Source organism: Nitrospirillum amazonense (genome assembly GCF_007828045.1).
Taxonomy (GTDB): Bacteria; Pseudomonadota; Alphaproteobacteria; order Azospirillales; family Azospirillaceae; genus Nitrospirillum; species Nitrospirillum amazonense_C.
Genome location: NZ_VITN01000014.1, coordinates 35270 through 55501 on the forward strand (window position 1 = coordinate 35270; position 20232 = coordinate 55501).

Consider the following 20232-nt stretch of genomic DNA (forward strand, 5'->3'; position numbering starts at 1 on the left):
AAGCCGCCGCGCCTGTGATGAATATACGGCGTATTCCCTTGACGCCCGCCGCCCGGCCGGGCCCATAGTCGCCCGCGTTCAAGCCTTGAGGAAGTCCCCGGTGAGCGAAGCGTCTCCGAGCGTCCCTGCCCACACCCTGCACATCTGCGTCACCTGCCGGCCCAAAGGCACCCCGCCGGAGGCCGTGCGCGACGGCCGCCTGCTGTACGAGGCTGTGGCCGCCCTGCACGCCGACTGGCCGGGCCGCGACCAGGTGGCCTTGAACGGGGTGGAATGCATGAGCGGCTGCGACCGCGCCTGCACGGTAGCCCTGTCCGGCCCAGGCAAGCCCAGCTATCTTTTCTGCGACAAGGCGCCGACGGCCGAGACCGCCGCCGCCGCCCTGGACCTGGCGGCACAGTATGCCGCCAGCGAGACCGGCGTGCTGATGCGCGGCGACCGCCCCGGCCCCTTCCGTTCCGGCATCCTGGCGAAGATTCCGCCGGCCGTCCTTTGACGAACGGCCACCGGATGCGGGCCATTCCCCACGTTTTCCCGACAAAATCCGGGCGGGGAAAAATGGTTCGCCTTTTGACGTGAATCAATGTCCTTCTTCCACAACCGTGGCCCCATGCGGGAGTGTCCAGGGATGAAGAGGACAAAGCCGTGCGGGTCAGCGGGGTCAATCTGTTCAGGGCAACGGCGGCGGCAATATTCTTGCTGCTGGCGCTCATTCTGAACAGCACGCCCGCCATCGCATGCGATGGGCTTCAGGACGCGACGGCGGCAAGTCCATCCAGCGACCAGTTTTCGCCGGCCTATCAAATCAGTCCGGCGGTCGCCGTGCCCGACGTGACCGCCCGGGTCGATATTGGCGCCCAGCTTGGTTCCGCCCAACTTGGTTCCATGGACGGTATGCCGGCGACCTTCGGTCGCGCGGGCCATTGCCCGTGCTGCGCTTCCCATTGCTGTTGCGGTCCAAACGGCTTCATCTCTCCCGCGTCGGCAAGACTTCCCCTGCGCCTGGCGTCGAGCCTGCGATGGATCGAGGCGCCGCCCTCCCGGGGCGACTTGGCTGGGGCACCCAACGAACGACCGCCACGCCACATGTGATCGGGCTGGCGTGAGCGACTGGCGCCCATTGCGTGAAGGCGCCAGGGGCCGCACCCGACCGTTCCACGCCGCCTTCAGCGATGCTTGGAAGACGCGCGCCAACGGCCCGACCGATCCGATAGGCATGATGGAATCGACGAATTCGGCTGCACATCGCCACCGGTTGGCGTGAGGCCAAGCCTTTTCCCCATCGTCACCCCCATGCCCTGTGTCATTGGTCGGATTCACCGTTCAATCACGCGGCCTCCCCTTTCCTGCCTGGCTTCGGATTGCCGAGCTGGCTGCCCGGGCTCGTGGAGAACGCCACGTCGGTCTGGTTCGCCAGTTTGAACTTCGGGCATCTTCACAACTTCTTCGCCATACGCTGGCGATTGCCGAGGGGACACTTCATGGATGACCATAGTCAGACACCCTGGTGGCGCACACGAAGCGGGATCGTCCTGATCTGCTTCCTCGCGATCGGGGCCTTTTTCCTGGTCACGGAGCATACGGCGCATGTTCTTGGCGCCTTGCCCTGGCTCCTTTTCGCCGTCTGCCCGCTGATGCACCTGTTCATGCATCACGGTCACGGCGCACACGATCACCATCCGGATGATGCGCACCAGCAGGCGCCCAATCGCTTGCCCAAGGGAGGCCGCGATGACGCACGATGATGTGCCCGCCTACGGGCTGTGGGGGTTGGTGATCATCAATTCGGCGATCTTCATTCTCTTCGCCTATAGCTTCTTCAAGCCGCGAACGACACGCGACTGGCGATCGTTCGGCGCCTTCAGCGCCTTTCTGGTGGCGCTGTTCACGGAGATGTACGGCTTTCCGCTGACGATCTATCTGTTCTCGGGCTGGCTGCAATCCCACTATCCGAACGTGAACTGGTTCTCCCACGACGCCGGCCATCTCCTGGAGATGATGTTCGGCTGGAAGACCAACCCGCACGCGGGACCATTCCATATCCTGAGTTTCGTCTTCATCGGCGGCGGCTTCATCCTCATCTCAGCGGGATGGCGGGTCCTGTACGACGCGCAGCGCAGGAACACGCTCGCCAAGACAGGCGTGTATGCCTACGTCCGCCATCCCCAGTACATCGGCTTCATCCTGGTCATGTTCGGCTTCCTGCTGCAATGGCCGACCATCCTGACGCTGGCGATGTTCCCCTTCCTGGTCTGGATGTACGTGCGGCTGGCGCTTGCCGAGGAGCGAGGGGCGCTGCGCGACTTCGGGGATGCCTACGTCAGCTACGCCGCGGCGACGCCGCGTTGGATTCCACATTTCGGCAGCGACCGATCCGCCGGAGCGCACCCATGAGCATGTTCGAACATCACCAGCACGACCATCACCATGCCGGCAACGCCGGCACGGCGACGGCGGATATGACGCAAAGTCAAACCCGCGATCCGGTCTGCGGCATGCCGGTCGATCCCGCAACGGCCAAACATGCCGAGAGCCATCATGGGGTTCGGTATTTCTTCTGCAGCGCCGGATGCCGCGACAAATTCACGGCCGACCCCACGAAATATCTGAAGACCGACGCCCTGGAATCGAAACCAGCGGCGACGGAGGGCGTGGTGTACACCTGCCCCATGCATCCCCAGGTCCGAAGATCGGAACCGGGGAACTGTCCGATCTGCGGCATGACACTTGAGCCCGTTGTTGGCGCCGGCGAAGCCGGCCCCAACCATGAACTCATCGACATGACCCGGCGCTTCCGGATCGGTACCGCGCTGGCTGTGCCGATCGTGATCCTGGAAATGGGGGGACACATCCCGGGGCTGGACCTGCACCACTACGTCCCGCCGCAGGTCTCGACATGGCTTCAGCTCGTTCTGGCCACGCCTGTCGTGCTGTGGGCCGGCTGGCCCTTCTTCGCACGCGGCTGGGCATCGGTTCGCAACCGCTCGCTCAACATGTTCAGCCTGATCGCCCTCGGTGTCGGCGCGGCGTATCTCTACAGCCTCGCCGCCACCTTTGCGCCCGGGCTCTTTCCGGAGGACATGCGGCAGCAAGGCGGCACCGTCCAAGTCTACTACGAGGCGGCGGCCGTCATCGTCGTCCTGGTCCTGCTCGGCCAGGTGCTGGAGATCCGGGCACGGGAACAGACCGGCAGCGCCATCCGCGCCCTTCTGAACCTGGCGCCGAAAATGGCCCGCCGTATCCGCGCGGACGGGGCTGACGAGGAAATCCCGCTGGAACAGGTGCATATCGGCGACCATCTCCGGATCCGGCCCGGGGAAAGCGTGCCGGTGGACGGTATCGTGCTCGAAGGCGGCAGCGCCGTCGATGAATCGATGGTGACGGGTGAGTCCCTGCCCGTCGCGAAGACGCCGGACGCCAAGCTGATCGGCGGCACGATAAACGGCAGCGGCGGTCTGGTGATGCGCGCGGAGAAGGTCGGCTCGGATACCCTGCTGGCGCGGATCGTCCACATGGTCTCGGAGGCGCAGCGCAGCCGCGCCCCCATCCAACGCCTCGTCGATGTCGTCTCTTCCTGGTTCGTGCCCGCCGTGATCCTGGTCGCGGTCATGGCCTTCGCCGCCTGGATGATCTGGGGGCCGGCCCCGGCCTTTGCTTATGCGCTGGTCGCGGCGGTGTCGGTCGTCATCATCGCCTGCCCCTGCGCACTGGGTCTTGCAACGCCGATGTCGATCATGGTCGGCGTCGGCAAAGGCGCGACGGCCGGCGTATTGATCAAGAATGCGGAAGCGTTGGAACGTTTCGAGAAGATCGATACCCTCGTCGTCGACAAGACGGGCACCCTTACCGAGGGTAGGCCGCGCGTCGTCGCCGTGATTCCGGCCGATGGCTTCGACGAGACCGCCGTGCTGTCGCTGGGCGCCAGCCTGGAAAGGTCGAGCGAACACCCGCTCGCCACGGCCATCGTCGCCGCAGCCAGCGATCGTGGCATCGCGATGCAGGCTGTGGCCGACTTCGCTTCGGTCACCGGCAAGGGAGTGACGGGAAAAATCGGCGAACGCCAAATCGCCATCGGCAACGCGGCCCTCCTCCGCGACCTCGGTGTGACCAGCACCGATCTGGAGGCGCGCGCCGAAGATCTCCGTCGCCAAGGCGCGACGGCCATGTTCATCGCCGTGGACGATCGTCCCGCCGGCATCATCGCCGTCGCCGATCCGATCAAGCCGACCACGCCGGCCGCCCTCGACAGCCTCCGCGGCGACGGAATCCGCATCGTCATGCTGACCGGCGACAACCGCACCACCGCTGAGGCGGTCGCGGCGGAACTCGGCATCACTGACATCGAAGCCGAGGTTTTGCCCGAACGGAAGAACGCGGTCGTCCGGCGTCTACGCGGCGAAGGCCGCACGGTCGCCATGGCCGGCGACGGCGTCAACGATGCACCCGCGCTCGCCGAGGCCGACGTCGGCGTGGCGATGGGGACGGGTACGGATGTCGCCATACAAAGCGCCGGCGTCACGCTGGTCAAGGGCGACCTGGCGGGAATCGCGCGGGCTCGCCTCTTGAGCCGGGCGACAATGCGGAACATCCGGCAGAATCTGGTGCTCGCATTCATTTATAACGTTCTCGGCGTCCCACTGGCCGCGGGCGTGCTTTACCCAAGATTCGGACTCATGTTGAGCCCGGTTGTCGCCGCGGCCGCGATGAGCCTCAGCTCCGTTTCGGTGATCGGCAACGCCCTGCGCCTACGGTTCATGCGCCTATAGCGGTGCTCGGACTTGAGGCCCAGATAGCCGCGGCCGGAGGGGGCGCTCGACCACGAAGGTGGACGCCCCCTCTCCAGCCCCCTATCGCGCGAACAGGGCCAAGTCGGTGCCTTCCGCCATCAGGCGATAGCCGGTGTCGCCCGGATGCAGATGGTCGCCACCATCGGCCTCCGGCAACAGATGGCCGGGATTCTTGGGGTCCTCCAACGTGCGGTCCAGGTCGATGATGGCGTCGAAGGCGCCGCTGCCGCGAATCCAGGCATTCACCTTCTGGCGGTTGGGCTCCATGGCCGGGGCGCAATAGCCGATGCCCTGGCAGGGCAGGATTGTGGCGCCATAGACCAGCAGGCCGCGTGCGTGGGCGCGGGCGATGATCTGGCGGTAGGCGTCGATGATGGCCTCCGGCGTCGCCGCCACCTCCTTACGGTCCGCCGCCTTCAGCGCCGTCGCCAGATCGTTGATGCCTTCCAGCACGATGACCCAGCGCACGGCCGTCTGGTCCAGCACGTCACGGTCCAGCCGGTCCAGCGCGCGGGGGCCGATGCCGTCCAGCAGCAGGCGGTTGCCGCCGATGCCGGCGTTCAGCACGCCCACCGGGCTTTTGCCCCGCAGCAGGTTCCGGGCCAGCGCGTCCGTCCAGCGGCCATTGCCGTCGGTCGTGCTATCGCGTCCATCGGTGATGCTGTCGCCCAGCACCACCACGGCATTGGCCGTCGCCGGCGCCTGCACGTCCACGCCGGTGAGGATATACCAGTGGGTGACCGTCGCGGCACCGGGCAGGTCGGCGGCGTCCAGGGCGTCACCACCAGCGACATAGGTGGTGGCGCGGGACCCCGGATGCGCGGTGACCGTGGCCGGCACGTCCTTCAGGCGCAGGCTGACGGCCAGATCCGCCATGTCGGGCACGGCCAGGTCGACCGGGTCGGACCAGACCATGCCGCCGGCCGGAATGGTGACGGACGCCTGGCCGTTGAAGGTCAGGGCGTGGTCACTGCCGGCGCGGATGGCGGCGCTGGGCGTCTTTCCCTCCTTCGCCGACAGGGCGACATGGGCGCCGGGGATGGTCAGCGGCGCCGCGCCGAAGGCGTTGGACAGGCGGAAGCGCACGCGGGCGCCGCCCAGGGTCAGGTGCACCACCTGGCGCAGGGTGGCGTCGGTGAAGCCGGGCGCCGGCGGCGTGGAATCGGCGCCGCCCGCCTGGGCGGACGCCATCCAGCTGCCCACCCACTTGGTGGCATCGGCGGCATGAACCGCTCCGGGGATGATGGCCGGGACCAGCAGGGCACCAGCCAGGAATAGGGAACGGAGGCGCATGGGGCGTTTCCTGAATCTAGGGGGTGTCAGCGGCACAGGCCGTCCAGCCAGGTGGACGGGTCGGCGCTGTGCATCGGCTGCGGCAGGTTGCGGGCCGTCATCTCACGGTCCAGCAGGCTGCCCGTGCCATTGGACGGGGTGTCGGGGTTGGGGACGTAGATGGGGTCCGCCTCCGCCTTGGCCAGCGGCACGAAGGCCACGCCCTTGGCCTTCATCAGCGACAGCAGTTCCGGCAGCATCACCGTCTCGAACCCGCCGATATGCAACAGCATGACGTGGGGCACGTCGCGGCCGTACAAGGCCTGGGCCTGCTGGCGCCCGATGGTCAGCGATTCCGCCGCCCGGTCCAGGTAGTTCCTGCGCAGTTGGGCCACGGCCGCCTGGTCGCCCTTGGCCATGCAGCGGGCATAGGCCGGGTTGTAGATGTAGTCGTTGAAGCTGAGCGTCACCTCGGCCACGCGATAGCCATGGTCCTTGAGGAAGGCCGCCACCTCCCGCCGTTTTTCCGGCGTCTCGCCAATGTGCAGATAGGGGAAGCGCAGCCAGTGCCAGTCCGCATCCCCCATATAATGCTTCAGCGCCGCTTCATCCGCCGTGACGGCGGCGGTGAAGGCGGCGACGTCGTGACCATGCAGGTCATCATGGGCATAGACGTGGTTGCCCAGCGGATAGCCGGCTTGGCGCCACAGCGCCAGAACCTGGGCGGCATCATCGCCCTCGTCCGCCAGGCCCTTGGCGTTGACGAAGCCGTAGACCTCCGCCACGCCAGCGCCCTTGAAGGCCGCCAGCACGCGGTTTGCCACCTCCGCCCGGGTCATGCCGGGTGGCAAGGGGCCATGCACCGGCAGGTCGTCCATGGTCAAGGCCACCTGCATGGGCGCCTGTTGCGCCAGCACAGGAGGCGCGGTCAGCATCAGGCCGGCGACCAGGGCCAATAGTCGTTTCAGACGCATGACGTTCCCTTCCCCATCGTCTTCTTATCGCGCGGCAACTTTTTATCGCGCCGCCACGCGGGCGCTTTCCGGCGGGCCCAGGTAGCTGGGCTTCACCCCGCCCAGATCCACCACCAGCTTGGTCAGCACCACGGCCGGATCCACCATCCAGATGTGAAGGGTGTGATAGCCGGCACTGGCCACGATGTGGTGGCTGGTGGGTTTGCGCGCATTGTCCTCCACCGCCTTGGACCAGTCGGCGACCCCGTTCATGGCCAGGATGTCCACCACCTGCGGCGCCTCATCATCGATGGCGACGGCATAGCGCAGGCCGCGCCCGGGCACGAAGTTCAGGGTGGGGCCGACGATGGCCTGCACCGTCAGGGGGCCGGCGGCAGGTAGATAGACACGATAGTCAAGGCGCGGGCCTTGCCCGGCCGCGAAGCTGGCCGAGGTCACCGGGAAGGGCGCCAGGCCCGACAGGGTGCGGCCATAGTTCGGGATCTTCTGCCAGGCGGCCCCGCCGGCGTCGGCCTTGCCGGTGTAGTGCTCCGCCTCCATGGACACATAGCCGTCGGCGGCGATGAAGGCCGGCTGGCCATCGGCGGGTACCGGCGTGTTCAGCGCCCGCAGATGGACGGTGACGCTGCCCCCGGCCCCTGTGATGGTGACACTGCCCGGCGTGGTCCCGGCCGGCGCCTTGGCCCAGTCCACCGCCACCTGCAGGCGAGTCTCCTGCGTCACCGTACCCTTGGCCTGGCTGAGGATGATCCAGGGGGCGCTGGCCTTGGCGGTATAGGCGAAGGGCTTCGATCCCCGGTTGAAGATATCGATGTAACGGCTTGGTTTATTGGCCATATCCAGGTCCGGCAGCACGGCGGCGTCCTTGACGGGCTTGCCGTCCAGGGCGGGCCAGGCCTGGGTCTTGCCCTCCACCGCCACGCCCAGCTTCGCCTCTGCCGGCAGGCCCAGTTCCCGTACCTCCGGCATGATGTCGGTATGCGGTTCCCGCCAAGAGGCGTAACCGATGTGGGTCTGGTCCATCATGTGGTCCCACTTCCCGCCATTCAGCGCGTGGTACTCCCTCGCCAGGTCGGCATCGGCCTGGAACAGAGCCCTGGCCTTCGCGGCCTCCGCATTCGCGGAGGCGCGTCCCTGGTCGGCATACAGGCGGTTACGGCCCACGGCGACGTACAGTTCCGTCACCTGGGCCGCCGCCTTGGCCGGGTGCAGCACCAGCTGGAAGAAGGCATCACGGGCGTCGGCCGGCAGGGCCTGGTGGATGGCCTCCGCCTTCGCCACCAGGTCCTGGTAGTCGGCCACCACCCGCTCCGCCTCGCGGTAATCGGTCAGGCTGAAGGTGTTGGCGTCCAGCAGTTCCGGCTTGCGGCGGCTGATCAGCATACCGTAGCGGGTGACCAGGGTCGCGATCTCGGCCGCATGCTCCGGCCCGAATTCGCGCTCGGCCCAGGCGGCCATGAACTCCGGCAGCTTCTCCTTGGGCCAACGGCCGGGGTTCCTGGCGTAATCCAGGAAGAACTCGATGGGCAGTTCCATGGGCTTCAGGTCGCCCACGTTCACGATCCACACCCGGTCGGCGCCATACTCCAAGGTCAGGTTCATCTGTTCCCAGACTTTGGGAATGGAGTTGGTGTTGATCCACTTGTAGTTCCGGGGATCGCCGACATAGTCGAAGTGATAGTACATGCCGGCACCGCCGGGGCGCTTGCGCTCCTCCGCCGTCGGCAGGCGGCGAACGTCGCCCCAGTTGTCATCGCACCACAGCAAGGTCACGTCGTCGGGCACGCGCATGCCCTTCTCGTAATACTCCTGCACTTCCTTGTAGAGCGCCCAGATCTGCGGGATCTGGGTGACGTCGGGGTTCATCTCCTTGGCCAGGATCTTGCGTTGGTCGGCCACGATCTTTTCCAGCAAGGCCGTGTTGGCCGCCGCCGCGTCGCCGGTCATGGGCATGTCGCCGTCGCCGCGCATGCCGATAGTGACGATGCTCTCGAGGTCCTTGTTGCGGCGGACACCTTCTGACCAGAACTGGCGCAGCACCTCGCCATTCTGGGCATAGTCCCAGGGCCCGGTGCCGTGGCGCTTCCATTCCTGCTGTGACCGCAGCATGGGCTCGTGATGGGAATTGCCCATGACCACGCCGTACTCGTCGGCGATCTTGGGGTTCAGCGGGTCATCCTCGTTGAAGGCGTTCCCCCACATGGCGGGCCAGAGGTAATTGCCCTTCAGCCGCAGGATCAGCTCGAACACGTGTTCGTAGAACTGGTGATTCAGGCCGCCAAACTTCTCCCTGGCCCAGCCGGTCAGGGCCGGCGCCTCGTCATTCAGGAAGATGCCGCGATACTTGACCGGTGCGGGATCCTCGCCGTAGGTGCCGGCCTTCACGTACAGGCTGTCGCGGTGGCGCACCGGCACATCCGCCCACCATGCCCAGGGCGACACCCCGATCTGTTCCGAGACATCATACAGGCCGTAGATGGTGCCGCGCTTGTCGCTGCCGGCGATGACCAGGGCGCTGGCGATGCCCGGGGCGGGATTGGCCACCACTTGGATGCGGAACGCCTCCCACTTGTCCTTGAGGGCGCCGGCGTCGATCTTGCCCTCCGCCGCCAGCTTGTCGATGGTCGGGCTGTGGCCCAGGGTGCCGACCAGGATGGGCATGGCCCCCAGATCCTTGTCCTGGCCGAGCGCGGGCGTGACGCCCGTGACCTTGCCGATGTCGGCCGCCAGGTCCCGCGCGGCGCGCTGCACGCCGGCATAGTCCTGGGCGTCGACATGCAGGCGGGCGGAGACACCGCCCTGCACAATGGCGAAGCCGCCAGGTGTGGCCTGCCCCTCGACATACCGGGGCTGGCCCAGGGCCCAGGCCGTTGACGTCAAGGAGGGGGCCAGCGTGACCGTGGCGGTGGCAAGCAGAAGGGAGCGAATGAAACGCTTCATGGTCCTCACTCCGTGACCGTCAGGACGGCCGTCTTCAGGTCGACGGAATTGTCGCCGACCATGATGTCGAAGGCGCCGGGCTCGACGACCCGCTTCATGTCCTGGTTCCATAGGGCCAATGCCTTGCCGTCGACGGTGAAGGTCACCGTGCGGCTCTCGCCCGGCGCCAGCGTGACGCGCTGGAAGCCCTTCAGTTCCTTCACCGGCCGGGTGACGGAGGCGACCTGCTGGTGCAGGTAGAGCTGCACCACCTCGTCCCCTGCCCTCTTGCCGGTGTTCCTCACATCCACCGACACGGTGACGGCGCCATCCCTGGCGATCGTGGGCGAGGACAGGCGCGGGCTGCCCACGTCGAAGGTCGTGTAGCTGAGACCGTAGCCGAAGGGGAACAGCGGGTCGGTGGTGTCGAACAGATAGCCGCGCCGCGCGCTGGGCTTCTTGTTGTAGAACATGGGCAGTTGCCCGACGGAGCGCGCGACGGTCACCGGCAGCTTGCCGCCCGGGTTCACGTCGCCGAACAGCACGTCCGCCATGGCGGTGCCGCCCTCCTGCCCCAGGTACCAGCCCTCCACCAGGGCGTTGGCCTTGGCGGCCACGTCCACCACGGAGAGCGGGCGGCCATTCTGCAGCACCACGACCACCGGCTTGCCCAAAGCGAACAGGGCCTTGGCCAGGTCGTTCTGCTGGCCCACCAGTTCCAGGCTGTCGCGGTCGCCCAAATGGTTGTTGGCCCAGCCCTCGCGGCTGGTCTGCTCATTGTCGCCGATGACCAGCACGATGTGGTCGGCGGCCTTGGCCAAGGCGACGGCCTGCTGGATCAGCCGGGCGTTCTCCACCGGATCGGCCAATTCGACGGTGTCGCCGTACCAGTCGTCATCCTTGGTGATGCGCACGCCCTCGGCATAGGTCACCTTCACTCGTGAGCCCACCTTGGCCTTGATGCCGTCCAGGATGCTGACAGTCTGCTTAGGCTCGCCGGAATAGCCGCCCAGGTGCGCCTTGGCGGCGTTGGGGCCGATGACGGCCAGGGTCTTCACCTTGGCCATGTCCAGCGGCAACACGCCGTCGTTCTTCAGCAGCACCACCGACTTCTGCGCCGCCTTCAGGGCCACGGCCCGCGCCTCGCCGTTCGCCGTCAGGGCCTCGGCCTTGTCCGCATCGGCATAGGGGTGCTCGAACAGGCCGGCCTGGAACTTCAGTTCCAGGATGCGGCGCACGGCGCGGTCGATCACTTCTTCCTTGATCTTTCCGGCGCGCACGCTGTCAGCCAGGCTGGCATAGGACTCGCCATCCGGCAGATCGGCGTCCACCCCGGCCTGGATGGCGCGGATGGCGGCGGACGGCAGGTCCGGCACCACATGATGGATGCTGACCAGCTGGTCGATGGCAGAGTAGTCGCTGATGATGGAACCCTTATAGCCCCATTCCCCGCGCAGGATGTCATGCAGCAGCCACGTGTTCACATGGCTGGGCACGCCGTCGATCTCATTGTATGAGGCCATGACGGCGCGCACGTTGGTGCGGTGGATCACCTGCTCGAACGGTGGGAAAAACATCTCCCGCAGCGTGCGCTCGCCCACGGAGGCCGGGCCGACGTTGGTGCCGCTTTCCGGCTGGCCGTGGCCGGTCAGGTGCTTCAGCGTGGCGAAGACCTTGCCGTCGGCCAGAGGCAGGCTATCGCCCTGCAGCCCCTGGACGGCGGCCACGCCCATCTCCCCCGCCAGGTAGGGATCCTCGCCGAAAGTCTCCTCGATCCGGCCCCAGCGCGGATCGCGCGCCACATCCACCACGGGCGACAGCACCAGGCTGACGCCGCGGACGCGGATCTCGCGGGCGACGACGCTGTCGACCTCGCGGACCAGGTCCGGGTCCCAGCTGCTGGCCTGGGCGATGGCCTGGGGGAAGCTGGTCGGGCCGATGGCGGGATAGCCGTGGAGGCCTTCCTCATGGAACAGCACGGGGATGCCCAGCCGCGTCTTCTCCACCGCCCAATGCTGGACGGCGTTCACCATGGCGACCGTGCCCCTTGTGTCGCGCCAATGCTGGGTCCGCAGGGAGCCGGAGCCCTTTTCGTCATTGGGGCGGGTGAACTGGCCCAGGCCGTTGGGGTATACGCTGCTGGCCTTGGCCGGGTCGAAGTTCATCGCCCCGTCGAAGATGGCGGGCTTGTGATCCCACACGGCGATCAACTGGGCCACCTTCTCATCCAGCGTCATGCGTGCCAGCAGGTCGTCGACCCGGGCGGCCACCGGCGCGCTCGCGTCCTTATAGATCGCCGGCTTGTCAGCTGCATGGGCGGCGGCACTGACGGCCACGGCGGCGACGCCGGCCAGGACCAGGCGGCGGCCGATCCGATGGCCGATCCGATGATGGATGGAGTCATGGCGTCTACGCACGCTGGCTTCTCCCTATCGTTATTCTTTCCAGATATCCGCAACCCGGACACCCCGCCCCGTCAGGGCCGTCATGGTACCGTTACCATGACCACAAAACCTTAAGCCGGCCCGGGCCGGCCATACCAAACAGCCAAATCGTTATAAGGGCGCGTCGTCGGCGAACAGGTCCGGGAACCGGGTGGCCAACCGGGGAAGAGAGGTCAGGATTTCCTGCAGATGCTGACGCATCGCCGCCTCCGCCCTGTCCGCGTTGCGGTCGGCGATGGCGTCGACGATGGCATGGTGCTGCGTGATCAGCAGGGAAAACGGCGTCGCCTCCGGCGTGCTGAGATAGCGCACGCGGTCCATCTGCGCCTTGGTTTCCTCAACCACCCGCCAGGCGTATTCGCAGCCGACATGCAGCGCGATGTCACGGTGGAAACGCTCGTCCAATTCCAGGAAGCCGGCATGGTCGCGATCCTCGGCGGCATTGGCCTGGGCGCGCAGGTTGTCGCGCAGCAGGTCGATGTCGCGGCCCTTCATTTCCGCCACGGCGCGGCGCACCACCGCCAGTTCCACCGCCTCGCGCACGAAGCGGGCGTCGAACACCTGACGCACGGAAATCTTGACGATGAAGGATCCGCGCTGCGGCCGGATGGACAGCAACCCCGCCTCGCTCAGCTTGATGAAGGCCTCGCGCACCGGCTGGCGGCTGACGCCCAACTGGTCGGCGATATCCTGTTCGGAGATGGCTTGGCCGGGGCGGAACTTCATGGCGACGATGGCGCCCCGCAGTTCTCGGAACACGCGGCGGGCCACAGGCTCCGCACTGTCCGCCTGGATACGGTTCAGGACGACACGGTCATTTTCCGCCAACACCAGACGCACCCCATTAGAGTCGCACGGGCCCGGGCCGAAACGGTCCCGGCATGGAGCACCCTCACGGCACACCGCCCATCCCCGCTTCCCACCCTGCGACATTCGTCCCGCGTCTTCCAGAGGGCTTCGCCCGAAGGAAACGCATTTTAGTCGAACGCCGTTGCTCTCGTAATTCATACATACTACCATACTAGATGACAAACAAGGCCGCGATGTCGCTCCGTGAATAGGAGGGGCGCGTTTCACACGGCAGCGCCTGCCCCTCCCGATGACCGCGCATTGCCCTGTTGACCATACTGGTATGGTAGTATACATGAATGGTAACCGACGAACGGCATGAGCCGCTTCGCGCTGGGAGAGAACGCAGCCCCATGACCGCCTCGGGGGGCCTTATCGAAGACCATCGCCGGGCCCGCCGCCCGTTTCCCGGCCGGCCCCGCGCCCACCTGGACCCGCCTTCGGAGCTGAAAGTATGAAGATCACGGACGCCTACGTCATCGTCACCTGCCCGGCGAGGAACTTCGTCACCCTGAAGATCCGCACGGACGAAGGTGTCTATGGCATCGGCGACGCCACCCTGAACGGGCGCGAGCTGGCGGTCGCGTCCTACCTGACCGATCATGTCATCCCCTGCCTGATCGGCCGTGATCCGCACGACATCGAAGACATCTGGCAGTACCTGTACAAGGGCGCCTATTGGCGCCGCGGGCCCGTCACCATGTCGGCCATCGCCGCGGTGGACACCGCCCTGTGGGACATCAAGGCCAAGGTGGCCGGCCTGCCGCTGTACCAGCTGCTGGGTGGCAAGAGCCGCAACGGCGTCATGGTCTACGCCCACGCCAACGGCCAGACCATCGACGACGCCCTGAACCAGGTACAGCACTACGTCGATCAGGGCTACAAGGCCATCCGCGTCCAGGCCGGCGTGCCCGGCCTGAAGGGCGTGTACGGCGTGGCCAAAGGCATCAATTACGAGCCGGCCACGCGCGGCCTGCCGGCGGAATCGGCCTGGTCCACGGAAGCCTACCTGGATTTCGCCCCCACCCTGTTCGCCGCCGCCCGCGACCGTTTCGGCTGGGATCTGCATCTGCTTCACGACGTGCACCACCGCCTGACCCCCATCGAGGCAGCGCGGCTGGGCAAGGCGCTGGAACCCTACCGCCTGTTCTGGATGGAAGATCCGACCCCGGCGGAGAACCAGGAATCCTTCCGCCTGATCCGCCAGCACACCACGACGCCCCTGGCGGTGGGTGAGGTGTTCAACACCATCTGGGATGCCAAGGATCTGATCCAGAACCAGCTGATCGACTACATCCGCACCACGGTGGTGCACGCGGGCGGCATCACCCACCTGCGCCGCATCGCCAACCTGGCGGAGCTGTACCAGATCCGCACCGGCAGCCATGGCGCCACCGACCTGTCGCCGGTGTGCATGGGCGCCGCCCTGCACTTCGACCTGTGGGTGCCCAACTTCGGCATTCAGGAACGCATGGTGCATGAGGACGTGACCGAGAGCGTCTTCCCCCACGCCTACAGCTTCGACCAGGGCTATATGCACCCGGGCGAGGCACCGGGCCATGGCGTCGACATCGATGAGGCGGAGGCCGCCAAGTACCCCTATCAGCCCGCCTACCTGCCGGTGGCCCGCCTGACGGACGGCACGCTCTGGAACTGGTGAGTTGGTTTGAGACCGGGCGCGCCTTGAACGCGCCCTTGCATAAGAACAGCGCCGCGCGGGTGCCAAAAGCCCGCCGGTGACGAATGGGAGAGAGACGTTCATGGCGTGGCCCGCGGAAGCCACAGGTGCACCGATCCCACCGCCGGCCAGGCTAGGCCGGCGGCGCTGGATCGTCGTGGCCCTGCTGTTCGCCGCCACCGTCATCAACTATGTCGACCGCCAGATGCTGGGCTTGCTGAAGCCCCTGCTGTCGCAGGAATTCCACTGGTCCGATACCGACTACGCCGACATCATCTTCTGGTTCCAAGCCTCATACGCGGTCGCCTACCTGGTGTTTGGCCGTGTCATCGACCGGGTGGGCGCCCGCTGGGGCTATGCCCTGACCTTCGTCATCTGGAACCTGGCCCACATGGCCCATGGCCTGGCCGGCGGCCTGGTGCAGTTCACCCTGGCCCGCGTGGCCCTGGGCGCCGGGGAGGCCGGCAATTTCCCCGCTGGCCTGAAGAGCGTGGCGGAATGGTTCCCCCGGCGCGAGCGCGCCCTGGCCGTTGGCATCTTCAACGCCGGCTCCAACGTCGGCGCGGTCGTCACCCCCTTGGTGGTGCCCGTCATCGTCGCCGTGGCCGATTGGCGCACCGCTTTTGTGGTAACCGGTATCATCAGTTTCGGGTGGCTGGCCGCCTGGCTGGCGTTCTATCGCCGTCCCGAGGAGGACCGGCATCTGACGGGGGCGGAGCTGGCCCACATCCGTTCCGACACCCTGTCCCCCACCATCGCCGCCCAGGGACCGCGCCTGCGCTGGGTGCTGCGCCAGCGGCAGACCTGGGCCTATGTGCTGGCCAAGTTCCTGACCGATCCCATCTGGTGGGTGTTCCTGTTCTGGCTGCCGGACTTCCTAGGCCGCCGCTTCGGCCTGGACCTGTCCAGCTTCGGCCCGCCGCTGGTGGCGATCTACCTCATGTCCGATATCGGCAGTGTGGCCGGTGGTTGGCTGTCATCGCGCCTGATCCGGCGGGGTCTGGGTACCAACCGGTCGCGCAAGGTCGCCATGCTGGCGTGTGCCGCCTGCGTCGTTCCCGTGCTGGCGGCGCCCTGGGTTGGCGGGTTGGTGGCGGCGGTCCTGATCATCGGCCTGGCGACCGCTGGCCATCAGGGCTTCTCCGCCAACCTCATGACCCTGCCCTCCGACCTGTTCCCCCCCTCCGCCGTCGCCACCGTGGTGGGTCTGGGCGGCACCGCGGGGGCCGTGGGCGGCATGGTGATGTCCAAGTTCACGGGATGGATTTTGCGGACCACGGGCGGCTATGGCCCCATCTTCCTGACGGCGGCCCTGGCCTATCCCCTGGCGCTGCTGGCCCTCCAGGCGCTCAGCCCACAGTTGCGACCCGCCATGCCGGACAGCGGAGGCGCCGCATCCTGAAAGAAACAAGAATATATTCTTGCTAATTTTACGGAAATGATCGCCTTATTCTTGAGGGCGACAGTGCATTTGCCTGTCTTTTAAAATAACTGTTTGAATTATGCCAATATTATTTGAAAAAATATATTGACAATATTGCGGTTTCCTGGAAATGGTAACGCTACCATTTAAAGCGCCTCGAACGCGCTGCTTAAGGGAGGGGAGCGGAATGGGACACCTGCATTCGGCCACCGGCCGGCACACCAAAACCTGGCGGTTGACGCTGGCCGCCAGCCTGGTCGCGCTGTCGGCCGGGGTGTCCTCCCCCATGGCTCTCGCCGCCCCCACTCTGGACCACCAGGGCACCGCCGCCCGCCTGATGATGGACGGCAAGCCGCTGCTGGTGCTGGGGGGCGAGCTGGGCAACTCCAGCGCGTCCAGCCGCCCCTACATGGCCAAGTATTGGCCCAAGCTGAAGGCGGTGGATGCCAAGGGCACCGTCCTGATGGCGCAGGGGTTGGGCCGCATGGCGGGCTTCAAGCCCCGGGTGCTGGAGGATGGCACGGTCCTGGACGCCCCGGTCACACACACCCTGGGCGACTACCGTTTCACCGTCGGCTTCATCGACAGCTGGACGCCCAAGGCGGAGCAGGACACCGCCAGCCATGGCGGCCTGATCATCCAGACGGGGCCGGAGGAATACCTGATCGCTGGCCGCGGCCTGATCGTCACCGTCGCCGGTGAGCCCGGCCCAAAAGGCGACGGCCCGGTGCTGGCCGGCATCGACAAGGCGGTCGAGGGGACGTTCGACGCGCAGGGGCGCTGGGTCCCGGGACGCTACCTGAACGGCGACCAGACCCACCAGGGTCGGCACATCCGCCTGCCGCCCGATCAGTTCCAGATCCAGCGGGTGACGTTCTACCGCTACCGCTGACCCATTCCCGCGCGGGAATGCCGCGCAAAACCAGAGCCTTAACAACAGACCGCCCAATCCGGAGAGGGAGCCGCGGGCGATCAGGGGAGGAAAGAAATGGCATACTCAAAGAACTGGAAGGCGTTACTGACCACCACCGCCCTGGCCGGCTCCGCGCTGCTGGGCATGATGTCGATGCAAGCCTACGCCCAGACGGCCTCGGCCGGCGATGACGCCGCGCTGGAGGAAATCACCGTCACCGGCATTCGGCGCAGCCTGTTGGACGCGACCGAGCAGAAGCGCAATTCCGTCGCCTTCGGCGACAGCATCTTCGCCGAGGACATCGGCAAGCTGCCGGCCACCAACCTGGCCGAGACGCTGAACCGCATCCCCGGCGTGAACCTGAACCGCGACATCGACGGCGAAGGCGTGCAGGTTTCCATCCGCGGCCTGGGCCCCAGCTTCTCCAAGGTGCTGCTGAACAACACCCAGATCGCGGTGGCGTCGGACGGCGGCACCAACGGCGGCAACGCCAACCGTGAGGTCGACCTGGACCTGTTCCCGTCCGAGCTGTTCACCCGCCTGGACGTGGAAAAGACGCCGGTCTCCTCCACCCTGGAAGGCGGCATCGCCGGCACCGTGAACCTGCACAGCGCCCGCCCCTTCGATAACGAGGGCACCCACGTCACCCTGATCGGCCAGGGCCAGTACACCAACGCCGACGGCGAGGTCAGTCCGCGCGGTGCCATGGTCGCCAGCCACACCTGGGGGCCCTTCGGCATCCTGGTCGGCGTGTCCGGCGTGAAGACCACGACCCGCATCGATGGCTTCGAGACCATCGGCTGGACCGACGGCAACCTGCCGGCCGGCAGCGGCGACGTCGGCACCGGCAACGGCTTCGTCTACGCCCAGAACGCCCCCCGCAACGTCGCCGGCCTGACCGCCGGCCAACCGGTGAACCTGGCGCAGACGTCCGGCCTGACCCTGCCGCAGCTGGGCAGCGCGCAGATCCCGCGCCTGGGCCGCAACAGCTACACCTTCGGCGACCGCTCGCGCGTGTCCAGCCTGCTTTCCCTGGAATACCGCCCCAGCGACGAATGGCACTTCGCCATCGACGGCCTGTGGGCCCAGTCCGACCGCGACTACCAGCGCCTGAACATGAACTGGTACGTCCGCAACTCCGGCCCCGGCACCAGCCCCACCTCAACCGGCGGCATGGTTCCCTTCAACCTGACGGTCGACAGCAACAACGTCGTGACCCAGGGTACCTTCGCCAATTCCAGCTTCTTCCTGGAAAACGACATCTTCAACCAGCATACCGAGTTCTACAACATCAACCCCACCTTGACCTGGAAGCCATCCAAGGACTTCAAGGTCGATGCCCAGGTCAACTATGGCCACAGCACCTTCTTCCGTGAGCAGCCGCAGTTCGACGTGCAGACGCCGGCGCAGTCCGGCCTGGTGGTCAACTACCAGGCCAATGGCGCTAACGGCCAACCCATCATCGTGCCCAACCGCGACCTGAACGACCCGAATCTGGGCTGGAAGTGGTACCGCGTGAACGTGCAGAACGTGTACCGCGAAACCACGACCCGCGGCGCCCATATCGACACCCAGTATGGCGATGACACCGTCAACCTGAAGGTGGGCGGCGCCTATGACATGGCCAGCCGCATCATCCGCGCCTACGACAACAGCACCGCCTTCCAGACCGCCGTCTGCGGCGCCACCTGCGACGGCCTGTCGGGTTCCGTGCCGAATTCCCAGATCGGCCAGTACCTGCAGCCCATGAACATCAGCGACTTCGGCCACCTGGCCGGCGGCAACGTCGGGTACACCCAGTGGATCATGACCAACCTGTCGGCGCTGGAGAAGGCCACCAACTACGACTACTACAAGCAAACCGCGCCGCAGACCCGCAGCGCCGTGACCGGCGGCTCCGTCGGCAACATCTCGGAAAAGACCTTCGGCGGCTATGCCGAGGGTAACGCCAAGGACACCTTGCTGGGCCATGACGTGGCCATCAACATGGGCCTGCGCTACTTCCACACCGACCAGACCGTGACCAGCCCGTTGGTGACCGCGTCTGGCGCGCTGGTCGACCAGACGCTGAGCACCGGGTACAGCGATGTGCTGCCCTCGGCCAACGTGGTCTACAGCCTGACGGATGACATCAAGCTGCGCGCCTCGGCCTCGCGCAGCATCACCCGCGCCGACGCCAGCCAGCTGCTGCCCGGCACCACCTTCTCCGACATCTCGGCGCAGGTGGCCAGCGCCGGCAATCCGAACCTGAAGCCCTACACCTCCAACAACATCGACATCGGTGGCGAGTGGTACACGGGCGGCCTGGGCTACGTCGGCGCCGCGCTGTTCCGCAAGGACATCGACGGCTTCACCGTCACCACGCAGAAGACGGTGCCCTTCACCGCCCTGGGCATCAACTTCAGCGACCTGCAGACCAGCCAGCAGCAGGCCCTGTTGCTGCGCGGCGGCCCGAATGTGGCGACCGTCACGCTGACCCAGCCGGTGAACCTCAGCAAGTTGCTGCTGCAGGGCATCGAGCTGACCTGGGTGCAGCCGCTGGACTTCATCGTCGAGGGCCTGGGCTTCTCCGCCAACGGCACGCATATCGAGCAGAGTTCGGACAGCGGCCTGTTCGCCACAGGCATCGCCCCCTACAGCTACAACCTGCAGGCCTATTACGAAGGCCATGGCGTGTCGCTCAGCGTGAACTATGTCTGGAACGACCAGTCCACGGCCGCCAACGCCCCCCAGAACAATATCAACGAGCCGCTGATCGCCGAGGCCCATGGCCAGTTGGACCTGTCCATGGGCTATCAGCTGCCCTTCTTCAACGACAGCGTCCGCCTGACCGTGGATGCCCTGAACGTCACCAACGAACCGCTGGTGACGCTGTTCGGCCACTCCAACTCGCCCTACAGCATCTATTACCCCGGCGTGCAGGTGATCTTCGGCGCCCGCGCCAAGTTCTAGGACCAAGTTCTAAGACCCAGT

General features: G+C 66.4%; 14 protein-coding genes. 9 read left to right on the forward strand and 5 right to left on the reverse strand.

Translation table 11 applies throughout. From position 1 onward, the window contains the following. Window positions 1-100: 100 nt before the first annotated feature. The 5 genes from FBZ89_RS30945 to FBZ89_RS20080 all read left to right on the forward strand — a co-directional run bounded on the left by FBZ89_RS30945 (window position 101) and on the right by FBZ89_RS20080 (window position 4766). Entirely contained in the window at window positions 101-496 is a 396-nt protein-coding gene (locus FBZ89_RS30945) for a DUF1636 family protein (protein WP_186457461.1), read from the forward strand. Between the two features lie 122 nt (window positions 497-618). Beyond that, complete coding sequence (locus FBZ89_RS20065) at window positions 619-1092, forward strand: hypothetical protein (protein ID WP_145751624.1); 474 nt, start codon at window positions 619-621, stop codon at window positions 1090-1092. A gap of 293 nt (window positions 1093-1385) precedes the next feature. Next, window positions 1386-1745, forward strand: a complete 360-nt coding sequence (locus FBZ89_RS20070; protein ID WP_246172371.1) for a DUF2933 domain-containing protein — start codon at window positions 1386-1388, stop codon at window positions 1743-1745. Then, complete coding sequence (locus FBZ89_RS20075; RefSeq protein WP_145751625.1) at window positions 1732-2394, forward strand: methyltransferase family protein; 663 nt, start codon at window positions 1732-1734, stop codon at window positions 2392-2394. Before FBZ89_RS20070 ends, FBZ89_RS20075 begins: the two co-directional genes overlap by 14 nt. After that, window positions 2391-4766, forward strand: coding sequence for a heavy metal translocating P-type ATPase (locus FBZ89_RS20080; RefSeq protein ID WP_425465972.1), 2376 nt, complete (start codon window positions 2391-2393; stop codon window positions 4764-4766). The genes FBZ89_RS20075 and FBZ89_RS20080 overlap by 4 nt, the downstream gene beginning before the upstream one ends. A gap of 81 nt (window positions 4767-4847) precedes the next feature. Here the strand turns inward: FBZ89_RS20080 and FBZ89_RS20085 are convergent, their stop codons facing one another. The 5 genes from FBZ89_RS20085 to FBZ89_RS20105 form a co-directional block, all read right to left on the reverse strand. Then, window positions 4848-6080 carry an SGNH/GDSL hydrolase family protein gene (locus FBZ89_RS20085; RefSeq protein ID WP_145751626.1) on the reverse strand — a complete coding sequence of 411 codons (1233 nt, stop codon included), beginning with the start codon at window positions 6078-6080 and terminating at the stop codon, window positions 4848-4850. 26 nt (window positions 6081-6106) lie between these two features. Further along, window positions 6107-7033 (reverse strand): polysaccharide deacetylase family protein, encoded by a 927-nt coding sequence (locus FBZ89_RS20090; RefSeq protein WP_145751627.1) that lies wholly within the window; start codon window positions 7031-7033, stop codon window positions 6107-6109. Between the two features lie 42 nt (window positions 7034-7075). Next, the gene (locus FBZ89_RS20095; protein ID WP_145751628.1) at window positions 7076-9973 is read right to left on the reverse strand and encodes a glycosyl hydrolase 115 family protein; all 2898 of its coding nucleotides are present in this window, start codon (window positions 9971-9973) and stop codon (window positions 7076-7078) included. A gap of 5 nt (window positions 9974-9978) precedes the next feature. Further along, window positions 9979-12369: a glycoside hydrolase family 3 N-terminal domain-containing protein gene (locus FBZ89_RS20100; RefSeq protein ID WP_246172373.1), complete on the reverse strand. Its 2391-nt coding sequence runs from the start codon at window positions 12367-12369 to the stop codon at window positions 9979-9981. A gap of 138 nt (window positions 12370-12507) precedes the next feature. Further along, the gene (locus FBZ89_RS20105) at window positions 12508-13227 is read right to left on the reverse strand and encodes a GntR family transcriptional regulator (protein ID WP_246172375.1); all 720 of its coding nucleotides are present in this window, start codon (window positions 13225-13227) and stop codon (window positions 12508-12510) included. A 472-nt stretch (window positions 13228-13699) separates the two neighbouring features. On the opposite strand from FBZ89_RS20105, the gene manD reads away from it, so the two are divergent. From manD to FBZ89_RS20125, 4 genes are all read left to right on the forward strand, one after another. Beyond that, on the forward strand, window positions 13700-14905 hold the full coding sequence (gene manD, locus FBZ89_RS20110) for a D-mannonate dehydratase ManD (protein WP_145751630.1): 1206 nt from the start codon (window positions 13700-13702) through the stop codon (window positions 14903-14905). A 100-nt stretch (window positions 14906-15005) separates the two neighbouring features. After that, window positions 15006-16325: an MFS transporter gene (locus FBZ89_RS20115; protein ID WP_145751631.1), complete on the forward strand. Its 1320-nt coding sequence runs from the start codon at window positions 15006-15008 to the stop codon at window positions 16323-16325. Between the two features lie 208 nt (window positions 16326-16533). Continuing rightward, complete coding sequence (locus tag FBZ89_RS20120; RefSeq protein WP_145751632.1) at window positions 16534-17238, forward strand: DUF5597 domain-containing protein; 705 nt, start codon at window positions 16534-16536, stop codon at window positions 17236-17238. Between the two features lie 96 nt (window positions 17239-17334). Next, window positions 17335-20211, forward strand: a complete 2877-nt coding sequence (locus FBZ89_RS20125) for a TonB-dependent receptor (protein ID WP_145751633.1) — start codon at window positions 17335-17337, stop codon at window positions 20209-20211. Window positions 20212-20232 lie beyond the last annotated feature (21 nt).